The sequence below is a fragment of the Flavobacterium azizsancarii genome (genome assembly GCF_027980145.1).
Lineage (GTDB): Bacteria > Bacteroidota > Bacteroidia > Flavobacteriales > Flavobacteriaceae > Flavobacterium > Flavobacterium azizsancarii.
On record NZ_JAMZNK010000069.1, the window covers coordinates 1 to 22,721 of the forward strand.

The following is a 22,721-nucleotide window of genomic DNA, read 5'->3' on the forward strand; positions in this document are numbered from 1 at the left end:
AAAATTGCAGCATAAGGGCAATTTTTGCCTCCACTCAAAATTAACCCAATAAAAATCAAAACATCATCAAATAAAAAACCGTCTCAAATTATATGTTTTGAGACGGCTTCTTTTTTTATTTGTATCTTTGTAATATATAAATTTTGAGTATCATGAATTTAGAAGCTAGAAAATATCAATTTATTCAAGAGCTGGTTAAGGTTGAGGATGAAAGCGTTTTAGAAAAACTGGAATTAATTCTGAAAGAAAATCAAAACAATTGGTATGATGAGTTATCAGAATCTGAGAAAGCTGAAATTCAAATTGGACTAGATCAGGCTGAAAAAGGCGAATTTACAAGCCATGAAGATGTTATGAAAAGATTTTCTAAATGGCACTAAAATTTATATGGACAGCGCAAGCAGTTAAAGGTTTTAATAAAGTTGTTGATTATTTGGAAGCAAAAATGGACGATAAAGGAAATTTTAAACTTAGAGAATAAAATTCAGCAAGTTATTAATCAAATTAACCTTAATCCCGAACAATTCCCAAGATCCAAAAAAAGCGAATCTTTGTATAAAGCAATTGTAGACAAAAACAACTATTTGGTTTATAGAATAAATAAGGAATCCAATCTTATTGAGATTATCAATTTTAGAGGAACAAAACAAAAGCCGAAACACTAAAGTTGAATTCTAGACTTAGAATCTTAGCAACTCAGAACCTTCAAAAAAAATGGCTTTTGACGAAAATAACGCACAAAGAATAAGAACATTTCTCCAGCACAAAGAAGCTGACTTTTTCGAAAAGAAAATGTTTGGTGGCCTTGTTTTCATGGTAGATAAAAAATTATGCTGCGGAACTCGACTTGACAAACAAACAGGAGAAAATCTTTTACTCTGCAGAATCGATGATAAAGCTTACCAAGATGCTTTAGAAAGAGATGATATTATACCAATGCCAAATGCCGAAAGGCCAATGAAAAACTATATTTTTGTCACAGAAAATGGCTGGCAGAGAAATCCGGATTTAGAGTTTTGGCTACAGATTTGTTTAGAGTTTAATCCCATTGCAAAAGCAAGTAAGAAAAAGTAACAACCGAAATTGTTTATAATATAAATAAATCCCGGCGGGATGTAATATTTATAGAATTAACGATATTTATGGAAATAAACCCCATCGGGGTGATATATTGATACGACAATAACATATCGCGGTAGCTTTGGCTGAATGAAGAATCTAAAGCTAGAAATATTACATTCTTCCAGAGCTTAATACACCTAAAGTAGTAAACTCAGCACCTTAAAATCTTAGAACTTTAGCCACTTAAAAAAAAACTTAGAACCTCACAATCTTAGCACCTTAGAAACTTTAAAAAACACTTGCAATTGTTGAGTCTATGTCTTTACTTTGCACTGTTCTTAAATTTATTGAAAGTTATCACGAAAGGCGGAGGGAAAGACCCAATGAAACCTTAGCAACCCTTTATCATAAAGAAGGTGCTACATTCTACTTTATACTATTCTTAGTATCAAAGATAGATAACACAAATACATAAAAGTATTTCTCAAAACACTTCCTGACAACCATACAATATTATTTTACTGAATTCAGTATCATGAGCGAATCATTGACGCATTTTTTCTGTCAATCGTTCCCGATTTTCGTTGCAATCTTTTGCTTTTTAAAGAAAAAAGCAAAAGGATTTCCACTTCAAACGGAGTTCAGTGAACTCCTATGAAAATAGAAATTAAGTGAAGTAATCGGGGCTAGATAGTCATCAATAGTGAATTCTTGGAATTAATGTGAATAAAAATAGCGTATCCTAACAGGTTTCAAAAACCTGTTAGGTATTATATATTCAAGATAAAGATTATAATTAAATAAAAAACTTAGCATCTCAGCGCCTTAGCGTCTTAGTAGCTAAAAGATGAAAGTCATGGCAATAACAATTCAGGAAGCAATTAAAAAAAATATCCTAATCCTTGACGGAGCAATGGGAACCATGTTGCAGCGCTATAATTTCTCCGAAGAAGATTTTCGTGGAGAGCGTTTCAAAGATTTTCCGCATCCGTTAAAAGGAAACAACGATTTACTATCCATAACACAACCACAAGCCATTCGCGATGTCCACGCCGCTTATTACGAAGCGGGTGCAGACATCGTAGAAACCAACACATTCTCAGGAACCACAATTGGTATGGCCGATTATTTCCTGGAAGAGTACGTTTACGAATTAAACTACGAATCGGCTAAACTTGCCCGTGAAGTAGCTGATGAATTTACAGCCAAAAACCCAAACAAACCACGTTTCGTTGCGGGATCAATTGGGCCAACAAACAGAACCGCAAGTATGTCCCCGGATGTAAACGATCCGGGTTATAGAGCCGTAACGTTTGATGATTTGCGAATTGCTTACAAACAACAAGTAGAAGCTTTAATGGATGGTGGTTGCGATTTACTATTGGTAGAAACCATCTTTGATACTTTAAATGCCAAAGCAGCACTTTTTGCAATTGAAGAAGTAAAAGACGACCGAAATATTGATATTCCAATCATGGTTTCAGGAACGATTACAGATGCTTCAGGAAGAACACTTTCCGGGCAAACGGTAGAAGCGTTTTTGATTTCAGTATCGCATATTCCGTTATTAAGCGTAGGATTCAATTGTGCTCTTGGAGCCGATTTATTGAAACCATACTTAAAAACATTGGCACAACATACTAGTTTTAATGTTTCGGCACACCCAAATGCAGGTTTACCAAACGCATTCGGACAATATGATGAAACCCCGGAACAAACTCAGGCTTTCATTAAAGAATATTTAGATGATAATTTAATCAACATTATAGGTGGTTGTTGCGGAACAACTCCGGATCATATTCGATTAATTGCTGAAGTTGCGAAGGATTATAAGCCACGTGTGGCGCCGGTATTTGAATAATAATTATAACTATGAGAGTATTTCTATTTCTATTAGTCTTCTTTTCTTTTGCTGCAACTGAGAAATTTTATGCGCAAACTGCAGAGATACATTTTGAAAAAGGAAAGGAAAGCTACGAAAGAGAGGACTATGTAAATGCTCTTATTGAATATAATAAAGCAATAGAAATTAATCCGAATTATTCAAGAGCATATTGTGGGATTGGTATTATAAAAGCGAAAAAAGAGCAATATAAAGAAGCTATTGTTGATTATAATAAGGCAATTGAACTTAATTCCAAATATATAAATGCATATTTTAATAGAGGAATAGCAAATAAATTTCTAAAGAATTATAAAGAAGCAATAAATGATTTAAATAAAGCTATACAATTAAATAATGATGATTTAACCAATTTTCCTGATATGTATTATTCTGAAAGAGCTTCAGCCAAAGCTGAGTTTAATGATTACGGTGGGGCGATAACTGATTATAATAAAGCAATTGGGTTTAGTAATAAAGACGCTGATTTATATTATAGCAGAGCAATTGTAAAGTATAATGCCAGTGATGCTACAGGATCAATAGCAGATTATGATAAAGCAATTGAACTTAATCCAGATTTTACCAATGCATATTATAATAGAGGGCTGATTAAATATAATAATTTAGATTATAAAGGAGCTATTAGTGATTTTAGTAAAGCGAGTGAATTAAGACCTGACTTTTCAAGACCTTATTCTGCTAAAGGAGATGCACTTTCTAAATTAGAAAAATACGATGATGCAATTGTTTATTATGATATAGCGATTAAACAAAGTCCGGATCGTGCAGAGTTTTATCATAATAGAGGGTTGAGTAAATTAAAATTAAATAAAAAAGAGGAAGCTTGTTCTGATTTTCAAAAAGGAAAAAAATTAGGAGGAAAATCTTCAAGTGAAGCAGTAAAAGCAATTTGTAATTGAATAAATTACTAAACCAATAGGTGAATGTAATATAATTAATTACTGTTTGTTCAATATTTATTTTCTCCAAGAATTTTGAGAAATATATATTGAAACCAAAAAACTTCTGCTAGCGCGAGCTTCTAGCTCGTGCACGCAAAGAAAGATATTATTATAAGATTTTAAAATTTACAATTGAAATGTGCACGAGCGTGACGCTCGCGCTAGCAAAAGAAAAAAGACAATTAAAATCTCGGAGAATCATAATTTTTTTATGAAACCGAGATTGCGTGAGGGATAGAAGTGAAAAGCCCAAAGATCAATGTAGTGATAACGAAATTGGTCGAGGACTTGTAACGGATAGCCCGGTTCGCCGCGGCGAAACACGCCCAAAAAGATATAATGAAGATAAAAGGCCTTAAAACCTTATAAAAATAGAATTGAAAAACTCAGAACCTAAGCAACTTAGGAACTCAGTAACTTAAAAAGAAATGGCAGAAAAAAGAAGAGACCTTGTATTAGCAGGATTAGAACCGTTGATTATTACGCCAACTAGTGTTTTTGTAAACATTGGAGAACGTACGAATGTTACGGGTTCAAGAAAATTCCTTCGCTTAATCAAGGAAGAGAAGTATGACGAGGCACTTGATATTGCAAGACAACAAGTAGAAGGTGGAGCACAAATCATCGATATTAATATGGATGAGGGAATGCTTGATGGTGTTCAGGCAATGACAAAATTCCTGAATTTAATAGCATCAGAACCGGATATTTCGAGAGTGCCGATTATGATCGATAGCTCGAAATGGGAAATCATTGAAGCAGGTCTAAAAGTAGTACAAGGAAAAAGCGTTGTAAACTCGATCTCTTTGAAAGAAGGAGAAGAAGCCTTTATTCATCACGCAAAATTAATCAAGCGCTACGGAGCTGCGGCTATTATCATGGCTTTTGATGAAGTAGGTCAGGCCGATAATTTTGAGCGTAGAGTTGAAATCTGTCAGCGGTCGTATGATATATTAGTCGATAAAGTTGGATTTCCACCTCAGGATATTATTTTCGATTTGAACATTTTTCCAGTTGCGACCGGAATGGATGAACATCGTTTGAATGCAATTGATTTTTTTAGAGGTACAAAATGGGTTCGTGATAACTTGCCACATGCACATATTAGCGGTGGAGTAAGTAACGTTTCGTTCTCTTTTAGAGGAAACGATCACGTTCGTGAAGCGATGCACTCCGTGTTTTTATACCATGCAATTCAGAACGGAATGACAATGGGAATCGTGAATCCGGAAATGCTTTCGATTTACGATGATATTCCAAAAGATTTATTAGAACACGTTGAAGATGTAATCTTAAACAGACGTGATGATGCGACAGAACGTTTATTAGACTTTGCTGAAAACGTAAAAGGCGAAGTAAAATCAGATGAAAAAGCGATTCAGGAATGGCGTTTAGGAACGGTTCAGGAACGTATAACACATTCATTGGTAAAAGGAGTTGATGCTTTTATTGAAGAAGATGTTGAAGAAGCGCGTTTGGCTGCCGTAAAACCTATTGAAGTTATCGAAATCAATTTGATGACAGGAATGAATGTCGTTGGAGATTTATTCGGAAGCGGGAAAATGTTCTTGCCTCAGGTAGTAAAATCGGCACGTGTAATGAAAAAAGCCGTGGCGTATTTGTTACCTTACATTGAAGCAAGCAAACAAGCCGGTGACAAATCTGGAAATGGAAAAATATTGATGGCAACCGTAAAAGGTGACGTTCACGATATTGGTAAAAACATTGTTTCGGTAGTTTTGGCCTGTAACAATTATGAGATTGTAGATCTTGGTGTTATGGTGCCTCCGGAAAAAATTATTGCGGCAGCTATTGAACATAATGTTGACATTATTGGTTTAAGCGGACTAATTACGCCTTCGCTTGACGAAATGGTGTATCTGGCCAAAGAATTAGACAAACAAGGAATTAAAATTCCGATTATGATTGGTGGAGCAACCACTTCGCGTGCGCATACTGCCGTGAAAATTGCGCCTCAATATAGAGAAACTGTAATTCACGTAAACGATGCTTCGCGTGCCGTTACGGTTGCAGGAAATCTATTAGATCATAACCGAAAAATATATGCAAGTGATATTCGTGCTGACTATGATGCGTTTAGAGAAACGTTTTTGAATCGTTCGAGAGATAAAAACTTCCTGACGATCGAACAAGCACGTAAAAACAAATTACAATTGGATTGGGCTGAATACACGCCAACAAAACCAAAATTTATTGGTAAACAAATTGTTGAAGTAGAGTTAGATGTTTTGGTTCCGTATATCGACTGGACACCCTTTTTTAGAACATGGGAATTGTTTGGGAAATATCCGGCAATCTTAACGGATGAGGTTGTGGGTGAAGAAGCAACTTCGGTTTTTGCAGATGCACAGGAAATGTTGAAAGTGATTTTAGCAGAGAAAAAACTAACTGCAAAAGGTATCTACGGAATTTTCCCTGCGAATCAAATCGATGATGACGATATCGAATTGCGTGATGAAAACGGAAAAGTGTTGGAGAAATTCTTAACGCTTCGTCAGCAATCACAAAAAACAAAAGGAGCACCAAATATCGCTTTGTCTGATTTTATCTTACCAAAAGATTCAGGAATTACAGATTATATAGGAGCATTTTGTGTTACAACCGGTTTTGGTGTTGACGAATGGGCAGCCGAATTCGAAAAAGATCTGGATGATTACAATTCGATTATGGTAAAAGCATTAGCGGATCGTTTTGCTGAGGCTTTCGCGGAATATCTGCACGAAAAAGTACGTCAGGATTTCTGGGGTTATGATCCTCAAGAATCACTTTCGACAGAAGATTTGATCGAAGAAAATTACAAAGGAATTCGTCCTGCGCCAGGTTATCCCGCATGTCCGGATCACTTAGAGAAACCAACAATCTGGAAACTCTTAGATGTAGACAAGGAAATTGGAGTAACCTTAACAGAAAGTATGGCAATGTGGCCGGCATCTTCAGTTTCAGGATATTATTTCGGGAATCCAAAAAGTAAATACTTCGGACTTGGGAAAATAAAAGAAGATCAAGTAGTAGATTACGCCAAACGCAGAAGCATTTCAACAGATAAAGCCATGAAATGGCTAAACCCTAATATAGCAGATTAGCCCCCTAACCCCGAAGGGGGAAGAGAAAGGCAGAATAAAATAACACAAACCTGATGACCCCTTTCAGGAATTCCCCCTTCGGGGGTTAGGGGGCTGACTATGAAAGTAACACAACATATAGAAAACGCCAAAGGAAATACATTATTCTCATTTGAAATTATTCCGCCTCAAAAGGGGAAAAGCATTCAGGAATTATACGATAATATAGATCCGTTGATGGAGTTTAAACCACCGTTTATTGATGTAACGACTTCTCGCGAGGAGTATATTTATATAGATAAAGGCAACGGACTTTTGGACAAAAAGCTAACTCGTATGCGTCCTGGAACGCTTGGAATTTGCGCTTCTATAAAACATAAATATAACGTAGATACCGTTCCTCACGTACTTTGCGGAGGTTTTACCAAAGAAGAAACTGAATATCTTTTGGTAGATTGTAACTACTTAGGAATCGACAATATTATGGCTTTGCGTGGTGACGCTATGAAAGACGAACAATATTTTATTCCAAAAGCTGGAGGAAATGACTATGCGATTGATTTGGTAAAACAAATCAGTTTATTGAATCAGGGAAAATACCTTCACGAAGTCATGGATGCTGATAACAAAGCTGATTTTTGCATTGGGGTTGCAGGTTATCCTGAGAAACATTTAGAATCTCCATCATTACAATCAGATTTAAAAAGACTTAAAGAGAAAGTAGATGCCGGAGCTGATTATGTGGTAACACAAATGTTTTTCGACAACTCAAAATATTTCAAGTTTGTAGAAAAAGCCAGAGAAATGGGAATCACAATTCCTATTATTCCAGGAATCAAGCCAATTGCGGTTCAAAGGCATTTACAGGTTTTACCTCAAATTTTCCGTATTGATTTACCAGAAGATTTAATTCATGCTGTTGATTCATGCAAGAATAATGCAGAAATCAGACAAGTAGGAATCGAATGGGCAATCCAACAATCATTAGAATTAAAAGCTGCCGGAGTTCCTGTTTTGCACTATTATTCAATGGGGAAATCAGAGAATATTCGTCAGATTGCGAGCCATCTTTTTTAAGAGTTTTTGTGTGATATTTCCACAATATTGTCATTTCGACGAAGGAGAAATCACACTAGAAGATCGACAAAGATTGGTGATTCTAGGTACGGAGTTTCGTGTGTGATTTCTCCTTCGTCGAAATGACAAAACTTTGAGAATAACGGGATTTATTATCAATGCGGTTGCTTCGTTCCTCGCAATGACATACAGTTTGGAATTTGGTCCCGATAGCTATCGGGATTAATTGGAATTTAAAATTTTATGAAACAAGAAGAATTACAAGCAATAGCTTCTCAATTCAAGCATCCAACGGGAGAAAAGGGAATCGAAATGGCAAACATGATGAATGAAACCAACATCAACATGACGCATCATTCGATTCAGAATCTACATATAGAAGAAGCAAATACAATTCTGGAATTAGGTCACGGTAACGCTGGACACGTAGAATTCATTTTCGAACAGGCTGAAAACATTAAATATTACGGACTTGAAATGTCTGAATTAATGTTTCAGGAAGCACGCCAGATCAACAGAAATTATGTTTCTCAAAAACAAGCTTTCTTTTCGATTTATGACGGAAATCTAATTCCGTTTGAAGAAAATTTATTCAATAAAGTATTTACAGTAAACACCATTTATTTCTGGCAGGAACCTGAAAAATTGCTTTCGGAAATCTACAGGGTTTTACAGCCAAAAGGAATCTTGTGTATCACTTTTGCCGAAGAAAGTTTTATGAAACAACTTCCTTTTACTCAATTTGAATTTGAACTTTACAGCACAGAAAAAGCTGAAATTTTAATTGAGAAAACATCTTTCAAAATCATCAACAAAGAAACGCTCACAGAGAAAGTAAAAAGCAAAACCGGCGAATTGGTCGATAGGGCTTTTACAACTTTGGTTTTAGAAAAGTAGTGATCATACGAATCAAGGATCAAAGCCTTTTCTTTGTGCAGTTAGGCACTAAATGTTGGTAGAAATCATGAATTGAAATCCTTTTAATCTGTGGCAAAAAAAAAATAGTACTCTTTTTTTTTAGTAATTTAATTGATTTTTATTTTGCGTTTCTTTATTCCAAATTATAATACGATTAAATTATGGAGGTTAAAAAAATCAATTTTCTAAAAAGTTATAGTAGTGTATTATTGCTTTTAGGCGGTATCATAATAGGAAGCATTTTCGGATTAGTTTTTAAAGAAAAAGTTGCTGTTATAAAGCCTGTTGGAGATATATTTCTGAACTTACTTTTTACAGCAATTATTCCGCTTGTCTTTTTTACTATAACTTCTTCAATTGCTAATTTGGAGAAAACAGAAAAACTAGGAAGATTGTTTGTTGTAATGATTGCCGTTTTTTTAGGTACACTTCTTATTTCAGCAATCGTAATGATTATAGCTGTTTCCCTATTTCCTATTCATGAAAATATTATAATTACTAAAATCCCGTTGGAGAATATCCAATCCGGAAGTGTTGGTGATCAAATTGCCCAATTGCTTACGACCAATGATTTCTATGAATTGTTATCGCGAAAAAGTATGTTGGCACTTATTATCTTTTCATTTTTGATTGGATTTGCAACTTTGCAATCTGGAGAAAAAGGCAATACTTTCAAAAGTTTTCTGGATTCAGGAAATGAGGTCATGAAACAGCTTTTGAACATGATTATGAAATTAGCACCAATTGGCCTTGGAGCTTATTTTGCTTATCAGGTTAGTTATTACGGACCACAATTATTTGGAGTTTACGCCAAGCCGTTAGGTGTTTATTATGTTGCTTGTATTTTTTACTTCTTTGTGTTTTTTAGTTTGTATGCTTTATTAGCAGGAGGTAAAAAAGCTTTTGTCGTTTTCTGGAGCAATAACATTACGCCTTCATTAACCGCAATAGGTACTTGCAGCAGCATTGCTACAATTCCGGCGAACCTCGATGCAGCTGAAAAAATGGGTATCCCAAAACATGTCCGCAATTTGGTTATTCCACTAGGGGCGCCTTTGCATAAAGACGGTTCAAGCATGTCTTCTATCTTAAAAATTACGTTTCTTTTTGCCATGTTTGGCAAAGATTTTACAGAACCTTCAACTATACTTTTAGCATTAGGAATTACGATAATTGTTTCGATTGTCGAAGGTGGAATCCCAAATGGCGGATATATTGGAGAAGTTTTAGCCATTACCGTTTACGGATTACCAATGGAACAAGCTTTGCCTGTAGCTATGATCCTTGGAACTCTCGTTGACCCAATTGCTACTTTATTAAATGCTAATGGCGATGTGATTTCTTCTATGATGGTCTCTCGGTTCTCGGAAAAAACGAAGTGGTAAAAAACTAATTATACCTCAACAATAAAAATCAGTATTAATCCGCTTAATCTGTATCATCTGTGGGCAATTTCTACAGGTGGTTTGAAGTAAGCATATATAATTTATTTAAAATGAATTCAATACTTCAACATGATCTAAATGATCTTGAAAACATACTTAATCAGGCCAAACAACAAGGATTAGATTTCCTTAATAATCTTGAAAATATTCCTACTTCAAGTAAAAATAGAATTGACCCTACTCGAAATTTAAGCGAATTAGGTTTAGGATCTTTGGCTGCTCTAGAAGAATTTAAAGAAAGATTATTGCCTTTGATAGTTGCTTCTCCTGGGCCTAGATATTTAGGATTTGTAACTGGAGGTTCAACACCAGCGTCGATTGTGGGCGATTGGCTGGCAACAGTATATGATCAAAATACGCAGGCTGTACATGCTCAGGGAGGAGTTTTGGCCTTGATAGAATTTGAAACTATAAATTTATTATTACAATTGTTAGACTTGCCAAAAACATTTTCAGGTGGTTTTGTAACAGGGGCAACAATGTCAAATTTTACTTGTTTAGGAACAGCAAGACAATGGTTTGGAGCACAATTAGGAAAAGATTTTGCAAAAAACGGAATAACTGAAACCATAAATATCCTGACTGCTACACCACATTCTTCTTCTATAAAAACATTGTCGATGTTAGGTATTGGAAGTAATAATTATACAACAATTAAAACTATTGAAGGCAATCGTGAAGCAATTGATATAGCTGATTTAGAACATAATATTCAAAATTTAAACGGAAAACCTTTTATTCTGATTTCAAGTGCCGGAACGGTTAATACTGCAGATTTTGATGATTTTGAAGCCATTGCAAAACTAAAGGAGAAATATACTTTTTGGTGGCATATTGATGCTGCTTTTGGTGGATTTGCTGCTGTTTCAAACAAATTCAAACATCTTGTCGAAGGCTGGGAAGGTGCAGATAGCATCACTATCGATTGTCATAAATGGCTCAATGTACCTTATGAAAGTGCTTTTTATCTGATTAAGGAAAAACATATGAATCTTCAAATAGAAACTTTCCAAAATTCAAATGCGCCTTATTTAGGAAATCCGTTAGAGAATTTTAATTACTTAAATGTACTGCCTGAAAATTCTCGTCGTTTACGAGCTTTGCCTGTTTGGTTTTCGTTATTAGCCTACGGAAAAGAAGGGTTTCAGGATATTGTCGAGGATAGTGCAGCATTGGCATTACATTTTGCAAATGAACTTATTGAAGAGGATAATTTTGAACTTCTGGCTCCAATTCGGCTGAATAATGTTTGTTTTACTTTGAAAGGAGATCATAATCAGCAAAATGTAAGTCAGTTTTTGACCAGTTTAAATGATAAGGGAAAAGTTTTTATGACCCCAACTGTATATCAAAATCGTAAAGGTATCAGGGCTTCTTTTGTAAACTGGCGTACGACAGAAAATGACATAAAAATTATAATAGAAGAACTCAAAGAGACTATTTTAGATTTAGACATATAAAATAGACCAAATTTTTTGAAGCCCGCTTATACTGTAAGCGGGCTTTTTTTATGTTTTTTTATCTTTTTGCATTTAGTGATGCATTGAGATTTAACTTCATTAATAATAAAAATTAAGCAAATGTTAAGTTTAATTTAATTATTTATTAAGATTGTCAATTTTTTTTACAAATATCTCTCTTTTAAAGTTAATTACTATTCTTATTTAGAATAATTAAAAATAGTTAGGAAAAACTATTCTGAGTAGCTAATTTTGTTGCAAATTTAATTTTCAAATCAAAAATTTAAATGATGCAAATAAGCAGATTATTACTCTTGATCACGATTGTCTTTACTTCGCTTCAAGGATATTCACAAAAAAATAAAGTAAACCTAACCGGAGTTGTTTTAACAAATCTTGGCAAACCTGCTGAAGGTGTTTCAGTATCGTTTAAAGGAACAACTTATGCTACGCTAACAAATAGTAAAGGGGAATATAGGATTAGTGCAGAAACAGGTGATTACATTTTATTAATTACCAATGTTGGTTTTAAAACAACAGCAGCAGCAGTTTCTTTGAAACAAGGTGGAAAACCTACTCAGAATATTACAATGGAAGAGGATATGGCCGCTTTAAGTGAAGTTGCTGTAACAGGAAAATCTAAAGTTCAGAGAGCCCGCGAACAGGCTTATAATATTACTTCGGTAGATCTGAAAAAAATCTACAATACCTCAGCCGATTTAAATCAGGTTTTGAATAAAACAACAGGAGTTCGTATTCGTGAATACGGAGGATTGGGATCTGCCTTTAATTTTTCATTAAATGGATTTTCAGGAAATCAGGTTAAATTTTTTCTGGATGGAGTGCCAATGGATAGTTATGGCTCAGCTCTTACACTGAATAATATTCCGGTAAATATGGCTGAAAGAATCGATGTTTACAAAGGGGTCGTTCCTATTGAGTTAGGTGCAGATGCTCTTGGTGGTGCAGTTAATATTGTAACCAACAAAAATGTGAATCGTTATATCGACGCATCATATAGTTATGGTTCATTTAATACGCACAGAGCTGCAATTAATACGAGGTTTTCTGGTTGCGACGGATTTATTGCCAACATTAATGCTTTCGCTAATTACTCAGACAATGATTATAAAGTAGATGTGAGTATTGTAGATAAAAACACATCGAAGTTTTTACCGGAACAAAAATACAAACACTTTCACGATGCTTATAAGTCGGGAACTATAATGGCAGAAGCAGGATTCAAGAACAGAAGTTTTGCAGATTATTTGCTTGTTGGTTTTGCTATGGCGGGTAACAAAAAAGAAATTCAGCAAGGAAGAACCATGCAAAAAGTCGTTGGACAAGCCTTTACAGATAGTAACAGTTTTATTACCTCTTTAAAATATAAAAAAGACAACCTTTTTGCAAAAGGATTATCGGTAAATATTAATTCGACTTACGCTTTAGTAAACAGTCGTTCTATAGATACTTCTTCCCGGGTTTATGACTGGACAGGAAATTATGTCTACAGACAATTTGCAGGAACAAATGATAAAGGAGAATTAGGAAATAAAACAATGTACGTCTACGATGAAGAAAATGCACAAGTAAATACAAACCTGAAATACCAATTAAATGACCAGCATTCTCTGGCAATAAATTATTCCTATTTGGGATATAAGCGTAAAGCAACGAATGAGTATTTAACAATAGTTGATCTTGGCGAGCCAACAATTAATAAAAACATTTTAGGATTAGGCTACAATTTTAGTGGTTTAGACAATCGATTAGCGATTACGGCTTTTGGAAAAATGTTTGGTTTAACTACTGAAATGATTGCTAATAATGTAACTCAATCTACTTCATCGACAAATTATGGTTACGGATCTACAGCAGCTTATCGTTTATCAGACAAATTTCAGATAAAAGGATCTTATGAACATGCTTATCGTTTGCCGTCGGCTGTAGAGATGTTGGGAGATGGGTTGACCGTAAACAGTAATATAGGATTAAAACCTGAAAGTAGTGATAATGCTAATTTAGGTTTGGCATTTTTGACTCAGAAAAACAAGAATCAGTTTAGTGCAGAAACGAGTTTAATCTATAGAGAAGCAAAAGATTTTATCAGAGAAAAACAAGACGGAGACAGAACGGTTTATGAAAATCTTCAAAATGTACAAATTACAGGTATTGATGGAGTTTTAAGATATGGATATAAAGATTTAGTGACTTTTGAAGTAAATGGTACCTACCAAAAAAGTCTGAACAAAAACAAGTACAAAACAGGAACAAATAGTCCTGATGCTCTTTATGACGCGCAGTTACCAAACGTTCCAATCTTCTACGGAAATGCAGATTTGACTTTTAATTTTAAAAATATCAAGTACAAAGACGATAGGCTTTCTCTTAATGTGAGTGCCAATTATATAGATGCATTTTACCTGACCTGGCCGGTATTAGGTTCATTGGAAACTAAAAGAGCAATTCCTGAACAATTTACAGAAAACGCGATGGTGTCTTATTCTTTTTTAAATGGGAAATACAATCTGGCTTTTGAGTGCAGAAATATTACAGACGTAAAAGTGTACGACTATTTTAAAGTTCAAAAACCAGGACGTGCTTTCTCTGTTAAGTTCAGATACTTTCTTCAGTAATTAAATTTTAATAATAACCCTTAATACATATAATGATGTTTACAAACAAATTTCAAAAATGCTTTGCGTTGGCAATATTAGCATTAACTACTTTTTCTTGTAGCAGTGATGATAATGCAACAAAAGAAGAACCAACTACAACTAATTCTAAATATATTGCTTCATATTGGCTAGACGATTACACTCAGTACATCTTAGATTTTAATTCTATAGATAAGTTAATGACCGGAGAAATCAGTGCAAAAGGTGTGGGAATTGAGCAAGGAGGAAGTTGTTTTCCTGCAAATAATACTTTTTTTGCCTTAAGTACAGAAGATGAAGGATCAGTTTCATTTCATCTTAATAGCGCAGGAAAATTGGTGCAGGGCGGTAAACTTGCTTTCGAATCCTCATATGCTGTTGGGTATACTGATGACAAAAAAATGATCAATATTGGAGCAACCTGGGATGGTAGTTCATCTGATTATGAATTGATGATTTACAATCCAAATACAATTTCTATAGATGCTCGTAAGTTTAATGATTTTGTAGTATCTCCTGAAAATAAAAAAGTGTTATACTGGCCAACAGGAGCTGCGGTTTCAGGAGATAAGCTTTTTGTTCCGGTATATATCAAGGATGTTACGGACGGGACAAATAAAATTTTATCATCTGACGCTACAGTACGAGTTTACAAATATCCTTCTTTAGAATATGTAACTACAATAAAAGACGCCAGAACAAATGCAATTGGGCTTTATTATACCAATACAGGAATTGTTCAGACAGAGTCAGGAGACATCTATACTTTTTCTTCTAATGCGAACGCAGGTGGTTATCCGCCAACAGCTGTTTCTTCTGGAGTTTTACGTATCAAAAAAGGAGATGCTAAGTTTGATCCGGGTTACTTTTTTGATATTGAATCAAGTACTCTAAAAGGAAAAGTTCTTGCTGCATACCCATTAGGAGGAGAAAAAGTTTTTATTTCTTATATTCCTAATTCTGTTGATACTAAAGATACTTATTACAGTTTCTTAAGTACACAAACAATCTTTAAATCTGCAATTCTTGATCTGGCAGCAAAAACAATCATACCAGTTACAGATTTACCTGATCACGGTGGAGATGAATTTTTTGGGTTAGGAAGTATGTATGTAGAAAACGGAAAAGCATACAAAAGTTTTGTAACAGGTAAAGAAGCTCGTGTTTATCAAATAGATATTGCAACTGGTACAGCAAAAGCCGGAGCACTTATCAAAGAAGGTCTTTACTTGCCTGCAATTGCTAAACTTACTTTCTAAGTAACTATATTTTTTATGGCTTGAGGTATTATTTAATTAATGCCCAAGCCATTTTTTTTAATTTTTGTTGCCTGTCTAAAAAGCATTACTTTCCAAAATTACAATTACAATGAATATTTTTAAAAGTCGTACCAGTAAACCACCTAATAAAGGAAAATCCCGTTTTAGTAAAATTAATGCCTGGCTGCATTTGTGGCTAGGATTAGCGTCAGGAATAATCGTGGTCATTATGGGAATTACCGGTTGTGTCTTGGTTTTCGAACACGAGATCAAAGAATTGACATCGCCGTATTTAAGTGTCGAAGCCCAAAGTCCGGATAAATTATTGCCACCTTCAAAAATCTATGCAGCTGTTCATAAAGCATTACCCAATAAAGAAATTCATGGAGTTTGGTATAATGGTTTAGATAAATCAATTAAGGTCGATATAGAATCGGATTCGTTGATTTATGTAAATCCGTATAACGGCAAAATTACCGGAATGGTGGATCATGAAGATTTCTTTCATATTATGGATGAAGGGCATCGCAATCTTTGGCTGGAGCGCAATATAGGATCACAAATTACAGCCTGGGCAACTTTTATTTTCTTCTTTTTATTGATAAGCGGCTTGATACTTTGGTTTCCTAAAAAGTGGAACAAAACCACCAGAAATACTAGTTTTAAAATAAAATGGGATGCGAAGTTCAAACGTCTGAACTATGATTTGCATAATGTTATGGGATTTTATACGCTGATCTTAGCAATGCTTATTGCTTTTACAGGAATGTTGATGAGTTTTCATTGGCTAAGAGAAAGCACGTACTGGATCAGTGGTGGCTGGGCAGACGAAAAAGAGAAAAAGGAGCAAGTCATTGCCGTTAAAAAAGATACTTTATCCCGGCAACAATTAGATAAATTGGCTGCTGCTGATTTTATATGGAAAAAAGTTCGAACAGAAATTGCTACAGAGAATAAGGAAGCCGTAATCATTCATTTTCCGGATGATCCTCAAGAAGATATTTATGCCTGTACAGATATGAATAAAGGCGTTTGGAGAGATTTATACTTTGATGCTAAAACACTCGAGCTACTCCCAAAGTCTCATAAATATATTGGAGATGAACGTTTCTCAAATTGGTTAATGCGTTCTAATTACAGCCTACATATTGGTGCGATAGGAGGATGGCCAACAAAGATTATTTATTTTGCGGCTAGTTTAATTTGTGCCAGTTTGCCTATTACGGGTTTTTATATCTGGTGGGGCAGAAAGAAAAAGCAGAAACCCAGAGTTTAATTTGGGATCTATTTTACTTGTTATTGTTAGTTAGTTTAAAAGTCTTTTGTGAGAAGTAATCTTCTTCAAAAGACTTTTTTGGGTTTAAAAAGTAAAGGGGAAAGTATCAATTCAAAACTAATATGATTGTCAGACTCAGCGAAGTCCCACATGCTGCATCACTTTGCGGGACTTCGACTTCGCTCAGTCTGACAATATTGTGTATAAACCAATAACATAAAAACAGTGTAAACCCATTTAAATCCGTGTCATCCGCGGCCCATGTTCACTAACATGGGTTAAATTTATTAAAACAGAAAGAGCCTGCTAACTACAACAGGCTCTATTCCATCAAAAAAAAAACAAAAACAAGGGGAAACTAAAGATTCAAAATATTAGATTCTATAAGTAAAGGCTATTGTTGCAATACGATTATCAAGATCATATCTTTTATCGATGCTTGTTTGTGCAATAACCGAATTGATATGGAAATTATTAGTGTTAAAAATGTCAGTAATATTAAGTTTGATGTTGCCTTTTTTAGCTAGTACTTGTTTTGAGATCCCGATACTGAAATCAAAAAATGGATCTCTTTGATAAATACCAAGATTTGATTTTGATTGGTACTGCGCGTTTGCTTCGGCTTTCCAGCTTTCTGTGATTGTAAAGGAGTTTTGCACGCTAAGATTCAAAGTAACAATTGGTTCAATTTTGTCTGTATTAACCACATTGCCCATAAATTTATTTTCGAAAATATTGAAAAGTGTATTTACAGACCACCATTTATAAATTTCGGCAGTATTGGTGATGTTAACTCCGTAATTATACGATTTGTCAACATTTATTTGAGAAGTTACCGTAGTATTGTTATCCGGATTATAGACATAGACCTCAGTAAATATATCTTTGGTCTTGCTGAAATACAACGACGCCATAAAGGCACTTTTCCAGGCATAGCCAATTTCTGCCGAATGTGTGATCTCAGGAACTAAATTTGGATTTCCCTGAGAGTAGTTAAACGAATCATCATAAAAACGAAACGGGTTCAGATCGAACTGGCTTGGTCTGTTGATTCTTTTGCTGTAGGAAGCATGCATCGAATGATTGCTGCTCAATTCATACTTCATAGAAACACTCGGAAACCATTTTAGATAATCGTCCTTATGTTCTTCATTCAGCGTTTTTTGTAAAATATTTATCGCAGTATATTCAGAACGTAAACCAGCCTGAATATTGAACTTTTCCATTTGGTATTTATAATTGGCATAAGCCGCATAAATTTGTTCCTTATATTCAAAATGATTGGTCGAATTAAGGTCAACAATCCATTGGTTGTTGTCATTGTATTCGTAAACAGATGGATTGTCATTGTTCTTTACGCTGGCTTTAAAACCCCATTCAACAGATTGTTTTTCGTTAAGCGGATTTGTAAAATCAACTTTTCCTGTAAAAACTTTTAATTGAGACGGAATAAAACCTCTCCTGTCATTAATATTATTTGTGCTTAGAGGATCTATATTCTTTGCACTCTGAAACTGATTCGATCTGAATTTTGAAGTTTCATATTCAAAATCAAAAGACATATTTTTTCCCTCGGTATTAAATTTATGAACTCCGGAAAAAGCATATGTATAATCATTCCATTTCTCTTTGCTGTCATTATAAGTCGCGGCATCAAATTGTACCTGATCCATAGCATTTATTAAAGTATTTCTACCATTGGCAATATTTTGATAGCGTCCCAATTTTGCATCAACATAAAATTCTAAATTGGTTTTAGCAAAAACTTCATAAGTAGTTCCTATTTTAAAATTGTTAGAAGTCAGTGGCTCATCCGTAGTTGAAGTTTGATGATTATTTGTCAAAAGCGTTTGACGGGTTGCATCAGTATATTGATTCTGGTTGAATTCTTTGCGTTCTTCTTCACCCCTAAAAGTATAGCTGTAGTTTCCGTAAACGCCAAATTTATCTTTATTGTAGCTTAAGTTGGCACCGGAGTTGGTTCTGTTTTTTCTGCCTCTTCCGTAATTGGTAAAAACAGTTCCTTTAAGCCCGCCCGCATTTGGTTTCTTTAAAATAATATTGATAATTCCGGCTTTTCCCGTTGCATCATATTTAGAAGACGGATTCGTAATTACCTCGATTTGTTTGATGTTTGATGAGGTTGTTGATTTTAAATAATTAGCAAGTTCCTTTTGCGAAAGCTGCGTCAATTTGCCGTTGATCATTACGCCAACACCTTGTTGTCCGCGAATCGATAATTCGCCATCCTGAGAGACTACAACGCCCGGAGCACGGGATAAAACATCTAATGCTGTTCCGCCTTCAGACACAATGCTATTTTCTACATTAAAAACCAATCGATCTGATTTTTGAGTATATAAAACTTTCTTTTTTGTAATTACAATCTCGTCTAATGCATTAATCGAAGTTTCGACAATACTATCAGTTTCTTTTTCTGTCTGCGAGTAACCGTAGACCGAAAAGGCAAGCATAAGAGATGTTATAAAATTCTTCATGATATGTGGATTTGTTTTTGGAGTAAGGGTTTTAATGTGATTTTAAATAGAAAAGAATCAATACAATCGTCAAGGTTTTAAATAGAATCTCTACTTTAAAACAATTTGTTCCAGTTTATCAGAAAATATTTTTCGAACATGTGCCAGGCCTTTAAATAGCTTATGAAATTTGATTTTGATAAGGCTGAGTATAGAGAACATTAGAGTGGTATTTTTGAAGTTTCAGTTTTCAAATATAACACTATTTATATTAAGTCTAAATAAATATAGTTAAAATTTACAACGAAAAACCTAAATAGTTGATAATTAAGGATTCGTGATATGGCGAAAAAAGAATAAATTGTAGACAAACAGTGTAATTGGGGCGAAAACCCTAAGAAAATAAGGTGCTGAGGTTTTAAGGAAAAGGAGGGATACTAAACAATATTTAACACAAAAAGCCAATTCTTTTAAATAAAAAGAATTGGCTTTTGATGTAAACTGAGACCGTAAACTGAGACCGTAAACTGAGACCGTAAACTGAGACCGTAAACTGAAAACTTACTTAGTAATTTCTCTAAAAACAGCTTCCAGATTTTTATTTTTCTGATTGAGTTGTAATGTTTTTAAGCCATTTGCATTTGCAAAGTCAAAAATTGCAGGACGCATATCTTTTTCGGCAACAAATGTCAATTCCCAAGTCATATCGTGGATATTTTTGTATGAAGTAATGTTTTCCAGCCTTGCTAACAGTTGTTCTTCGATCTGATAATCAAATTCTACTTCGATTACTTGTTCTTTGTTTTCAGATACCAAATGATCCAGTTTTTTATCGGCAACAATTTGTCCTTTGTCAATAATAATGACACGATCGCAAATCGCTTCGACTTCCTGCATAATATGAGTAGATAAAAAAACCGTTTTATCTTTTCCCACGTTTTTAATTACATTTCGAATTTCCATTAACTGATTCGGGTCGAGCCCAGTAGTTGGCTCATCCAGGATCAAAACATCAGGATTATGCAATAAAGCATTGGCAAGTCCCACACGCTGGCGATATCCTTTAGACAATTGCCCTATTTTTTTATGACTTTCGGCTGACAGTCCTGTCAGTTCAATAACTTCTTCGATTCTTAATTTAGGAACCTTATAAACATCGGCATTAAAAGCCAAATACTCACGAACATACAAATCAAGATACAACGGATTATGTTCCGGTAAATAGCCAATAGAACGTTGAACCGCCTTGGTATCCGTCATGACATCATGACCATTTACAAGGGCCGAGCCGCCATCTGCAAGTAAATACGTAGTCAAAATTTTCATCAGGGTAGATTTTCCTGCTCCGTTTGGACCAAGAAATCCAACAATTTCGCCTTTTTGAATCGAGAACGAAATCGAATTTAGTGCTTTCTGAGTTCCGTAACTTTTTGATATGTTGTTTACTTCTATGGACATGACTTTTTATTTGCTACAAAAGTAAACAGAAATAGTTTTGATTACTAAATTTTGTCTTTCAAAGAATTGAATTTAAAATTGAATTCTCAGTAAACAGTGGCATCTTTATTGTTAAAGGACTATTAAAATTAATAAATATCACAATGAAAAAAATGTTAGTCGTTCTTGCATTGGCTATGGTAAGCTTTGCAAATGCTCAAAAAGGGTCTATTTTAGTAATGGGAAGTATTGAGTACAATTCTCAAAATGTATCAAATTCAGGTTCTGAAACTAAAGCGAATTCTTTTGGTTTTGCTCCTAAAGTAGGATACCAATTTCACCAAAACTGGACTGCAGGTATCGAGGCAGGTGTTGGAACTACAAAAAGAGAATTTGGTAATACGGAGAACAAAGTAAATAATTTCTCATTAGGTGGTTTTTTACGTTATTCTATGCCTTTAAATCAAACTTTTTCTGCTTATGCTGATTTAGGAGTTGGTTACCAAGACAGAAAAATAACGAATACTGTTGGGAATACTTCTACTATTAATAAAGGAGACGGATTTTATGTTGGAGTTACGCCGGCAATTTTCATCAATGTTAATAAAGGATTTGGTTTAAACTTCAATATTGGAGGTTTAGGTTATAATAACTTAAATTATGACGGAAATAACGGAAACGGAGATAACGTTAAAAACTTTAATTTCACTTTCGGAAAAGCATTTTCTGTAGGGATTTCAAAGAATTTCTAAGTTTTAGAAATATATTTCAATTTCGAAAAAGCATCCGCCGCGGCGGATGCTTTTTTTGTTTTAAACTATTTTGTATACAGAAGTTAAGTCATTGTTTTTGACTTGTTTCGTTGAGGGTGATTGTTTTAACAAATTGTTAATAAATGTGTTGCAGTTCGATACTGGTATTTTAGTTGTTGTGTTTAAGTAAAATTTAAACACATATTACATATGAAAAAAATGCTACTTATTCTTGCATTGGCTATGTTTAGCTTTGCAAATGCCCAAAAGGGAACTGTTTTAGTGGGCGGAAATATTGGTTATTCCTCTGAAAATATTGATCAGGAAGTCGAGAGCAGAAAATCAAATTTATTTAGTTTTTCTCCAAAAGTGGGTTATCAGTTTCATGATAACTGGACAGTTGGTGTTGAATTTGGATTGTCTTCATCAAAATCTTCACTTTCTTTACTAAATAATAATTTAGGAGAATCAGAATCAAAATTTAATACTTTAAAAGTGGGAGCATTTTTGCGTTATACCATTCCTTTGAGTGAAACTTTTTCAGTATTTGCCGATTTGGGAGTTGGTTTCCAGAATCAAAAAGACAAAAGTTATAATACTGGGGCGCTTGTTTCAACTAGTAAAGCAGACGGTATATATGCCGGAATAACTCCGTCTCTTTTTATTAATATGAAAAAAGGTTTTGGCCTAAACTTTAGTATTGGTGGTTTAGGGTATGAAACATTAAGCTTTGATACTAGTGATACTAATGTTCGCACATTCTATTTCAATTTTGGAAAAACAGTTAATATTGGAGTTTCTAAAAACTTCTAGTATTAGCTAGATATTCTATTGCAAAAAAGCATCCGCCGCCGCGGATGCTTTTTTTGTTGTGTGCCCAGCATGGGCGATAACTCTAGGGTGTAAGTCCCGAACACGCCTTTACAGTGGGAAGTGTTAGCTGAATGCAAGGGTGTCCATCGCGAGGTGGA

Annotated in this window: 16 protein-coding genes and 1 riboswitch; of the genes, 14 read left to right on the forward strand and 2 right to left on the reverse strand. The window is 34.5% G+C overall.

From position 1 onward, the window contains the following. Positions 1-152: 152 nt before the first annotated feature. From NJT12_RS23395 to NJT12_RS23450, 12 genes are all read left to right on the forward strand, one after another. Positions 153-380, forward strand: coding sequence for a hypothetical protein (locus NJT12_RS23395; protein ID WP_213294915.1), 228 nt, complete (start codon positions 153-155; stop codon positions 378-380). Positions 381-714: 334 nt separating this feature from the next. Then, positions 715-1,074: a TfoX/Sxy family protein gene (locus NJT12_RS23400; protein WP_271338529.1), complete on the forward strand. Its 360-nt coding sequence runs from the start codon at positions 715-717 to the stop codon at positions 1,072-1,074. Positions 1,075-1,413: 339 nt separating this feature from the next. Then, a riboswitch (SAM riboswitch) is annotated at positions 1,414-1,527 on the forward strand. A gap of 391 nt (positions 1,528-1,918) precedes the next feature. Further along, entirely contained in the window at positions 1,919-2,923 is a 1,005-nt protein-coding gene (locus tag NJT12_RS23405) for a homocysteine S-methyltransferase family protein (RefSeq protein WP_271338530.1), read from the forward strand. Positions 2,924-2,934: 11 nt separating this feature from the next. Further along, complete coding sequence (locus tag NJT12_RS23410) at positions 2,935-3,867, forward strand: tetratricopeptide repeat protein (RefSeq protein WP_271338531.1); 933 nt, start codon at positions 2,935-2,937, stop codon at positions 3,865-3,867. Between the two features lie 470 nt (positions 3,868-4,337). Beyond that, the gene (gene metH, locus NJT12_RS23415; protein WP_271338532.1) at positions 4,338-7,013 is read left to right on the forward strand and encodes a methionine synthase; all 2,676 of its coding nucleotides are present in this window, start codon (positions 4,338-4,340) and stop codon (positions 7,011-7,013) included. A gap of 99 nt (positions 7,014-7,112) precedes the next feature. Next, positions 7,113-8,069, forward strand: coding sequence for a methylenetetrahydrofolate reductase [NAD(P)H] (gene metF, locus NJT12_RS23420; RefSeq protein WP_271338533.1), 957 nt, complete (start codon positions 7,113-7,115; stop codon positions 8,067-8,069). Positions 8,070-8,312: 243 nt separating this feature from the next. Next, positions 8,313-8,966: a class I SAM-dependent methyltransferase gene (locus tag NJT12_RS23425; protein ID WP_271338534.1), complete on the forward strand. Its 654-nt coding sequence runs from the start codon at positions 8,313-8,315 to the stop codon at positions 8,964-8,966. 182 nt (positions 8,967-9,148) lie between these two features. After that, entirely contained in the window at positions 9,149-10,372 is a 1,224-nt protein-coding gene (locus NJT12_RS23430; protein WP_271338535.1) for a dicarboxylate/amino acid:cation symporter, read from the forward strand. Between the two features lie 110 nt (positions 10,373-10,482). After that, positions 10,483-11,892, forward strand: coding sequence for a pyridoxal phosphate-dependent decarboxylase family protein (locus tag NJT12_RS23435; protein ID WP_271338536.1), 1,410 nt, complete (start codon positions 10,483-10,485; stop codon positions 11,890-11,892). Positions 11,893-12,179: 287 nt separating this feature from the next. Next, positions 12,180-14,528, forward strand: coding sequence for a TonB-dependent receptor (locus NJT12_RS23440; RefSeq protein WP_271338537.1), 2,349 nt, complete (start codon positions 12,180-12,182; stop codon positions 14,526-14,528). A gap of 68 nt (positions 14,529-14,596) precedes the next feature. Beyond that, complete coding sequence (locus NJT12_RS23445; RefSeq protein WP_271338538.1) at positions 14,597-15,808, forward strand: DUF4374 domain-containing protein; 1,212 nt, start codon at positions 14,597-14,599, stop codon at positions 15,806-15,808. A 109-nt stretch (positions 15,809-15,917) separates the two neighbouring features. Next, complete coding sequence (locus NJT12_RS23450; protein WP_271338539.1) at positions 15,918-17,084, forward strand: PepSY-associated TM helix domain-containing protein; 1,167 nt, start codon at positions 15,918-15,920, stop codon at positions 17,082-17,084. A 374-nt stretch (positions 17,085-17,458) separates the two neighbouring features. Here the strand turns inward: NJT12_RS23450 and NJT12_RS23455 are convergent, their stop codons facing one another. Both NJT12_RS23455 and gldA read right to left on the reverse strand, forming a co-directional pair. Beyond that, complete coding sequence (locus NJT12_RS23455; RefSeq protein WP_271338540.1) at positions 17,459-19,582, reverse strand: outer membrane beta-barrel family protein; 2,124 nt, start codon at positions 19,580-19,582, stop codon at positions 17,459-17,461. A 540-nt stretch (positions 19,583-20,122) separates the two neighbouring features. After that, complete coding sequence (gene gldA, locus NJT12_RS23460; RefSeq protein WP_271338541.1) at positions 20,123-21,019, reverse strand: gliding motility-associated ABC transporter ATP-binding subunit GldA; 897 nt, start codon at positions 21,017-21,019, stop codon at positions 20,123-20,125. A 143-nt stretch (positions 21,020-21,162) separates the two neighbouring features. Here gldA and NJT12_RS23465 point away from each other — a divergent pair, with 143 nt between their 5' ends. Both NJT12_RS23465 and NJT12_RS23470 read left to right on the forward strand, forming a co-directional pair. Beyond that, positions 21,163-21,750: an outer membrane beta-barrel protein gene (locus tag NJT12_RS23465; RefSeq protein WP_271338542.1), complete on the forward strand. Its 588-nt coding sequence runs from the start codon at positions 21,163-21,165 to the stop codon at positions 21,748-21,750. 210 nt (positions 21,751-21,960) lie between these two features. Continuing rightward, the gene (locus NJT12_RS23470; RefSeq protein WP_271338543.1) at positions 21,961-22,563 is read left to right on the forward strand and encodes an outer membrane beta-barrel protein; all 603 of its coding nucleotides are present in this window, start codon (positions 21,961-21,963) and stop codon (positions 22,561-22,563) included. Positions 22,564-22,721: the final 158 nt, after the last annotated feature.

Bases quoted from the DNA above. Each gene is read 5' to 3' on its own strand.
- NJT12_RS23395 (WP_213294915.1), top strand. From the start codon at position 153: ATGAATTTAGAAGCTAGAAAATATCAATTTATTCAAGAGCTGGTTAAG.
- NJT12_RS23400 (WP_271338529.1), top strand. From the start codon at position 715: ATGGCTTTTGACGAAAATAACGCACAAAGAATAAGAACATTTCTCCAG.
- NJT12_RS23405 (WP_271338530.1), top strand. From the start codon at position 1,919: ATGGCAATAACAATTCAGGAAGCAATTAAAAAAAATATCCTAATCCTT.
- NJT12_RS23410 (WP_271338531.1), top strand. From the start codon at position 2,935: ATGAGAGTATTTCTATTTCTATTAGTCTTCTTTTCTTTTGCTGCAACT.
- metH (WP_271338532.1), top strand. From the start codon at position 4,338: ATGGCAGAAAAAAGAAGAGACCTTGTATTAGCAGGATTAGAACCGTTG.
- metF (WP_271338533.1), top strand. From the start codon at position 7,113: ATGAAAGTAACACAACATATAGAAAACGCCAAAGGAAATACATTATTC.
- NJT12_RS23425 (WP_271338534.1), top strand. From the start codon at position 8,313: ATGAAACAAGAAGAATTACAAGCAATAGCTTCTCAATTCAAGCATCCA.
- NJT12_RS23430 (WP_271338535.1), top strand. From the start codon at position 9,149: ATGGAGGTTAAAAAAATCAATTTTCTAAAAAGTTATAGTAGTGTATTA.
- NJT12_RS23435 (WP_271338536.1), top strand. From the start codon at position 10,483: ATGAATTCAATACTTCAACATGATCTAAATGATCTTGAAAACATACTT.
- NJT12_RS23440 (WP_271338537.1), top strand. From the start codon at position 12,180: ATGATGCAAATAAGCAGATTATTACTCTTGATCACGATTGTCTTTACT.
- NJT12_RS23450 (WP_271338539.1), top strand. From the start codon at position 15,918: ATGAATATTTTTAAAAGTCGTACCAGTAAACCACCTAATAAAGGAAAA.
- NJT12_RS23455 (WP_271338540.1), bottom strand. From the start codon at position 19,582: ATGAAGAATTTTATAACATCTCTTATGCTTGCCTTTTCGGTCTACGGT.
- gldA (WP_271338541.1), bottom strand. From the start codon at position 21,019: ATGTCCATAGAAGTAAACAACATATCAAAAAGTTACGGAACTCAGAAA.
- NJT12_RS23465 (WP_271338542.1), top strand. From the start codon at position 21,163: ATGAAAAAAATGTTAGTCGTTCTTGCATTGGCTATGGTAAGCTTTGCA.
- NJT12_RS23470 (WP_271338543.1), top strand. From the start codon at position 21,961: ATGAAAAAAATGCTACTTATTCTTGCATTGGCTATGTTTAGCTTTGCA.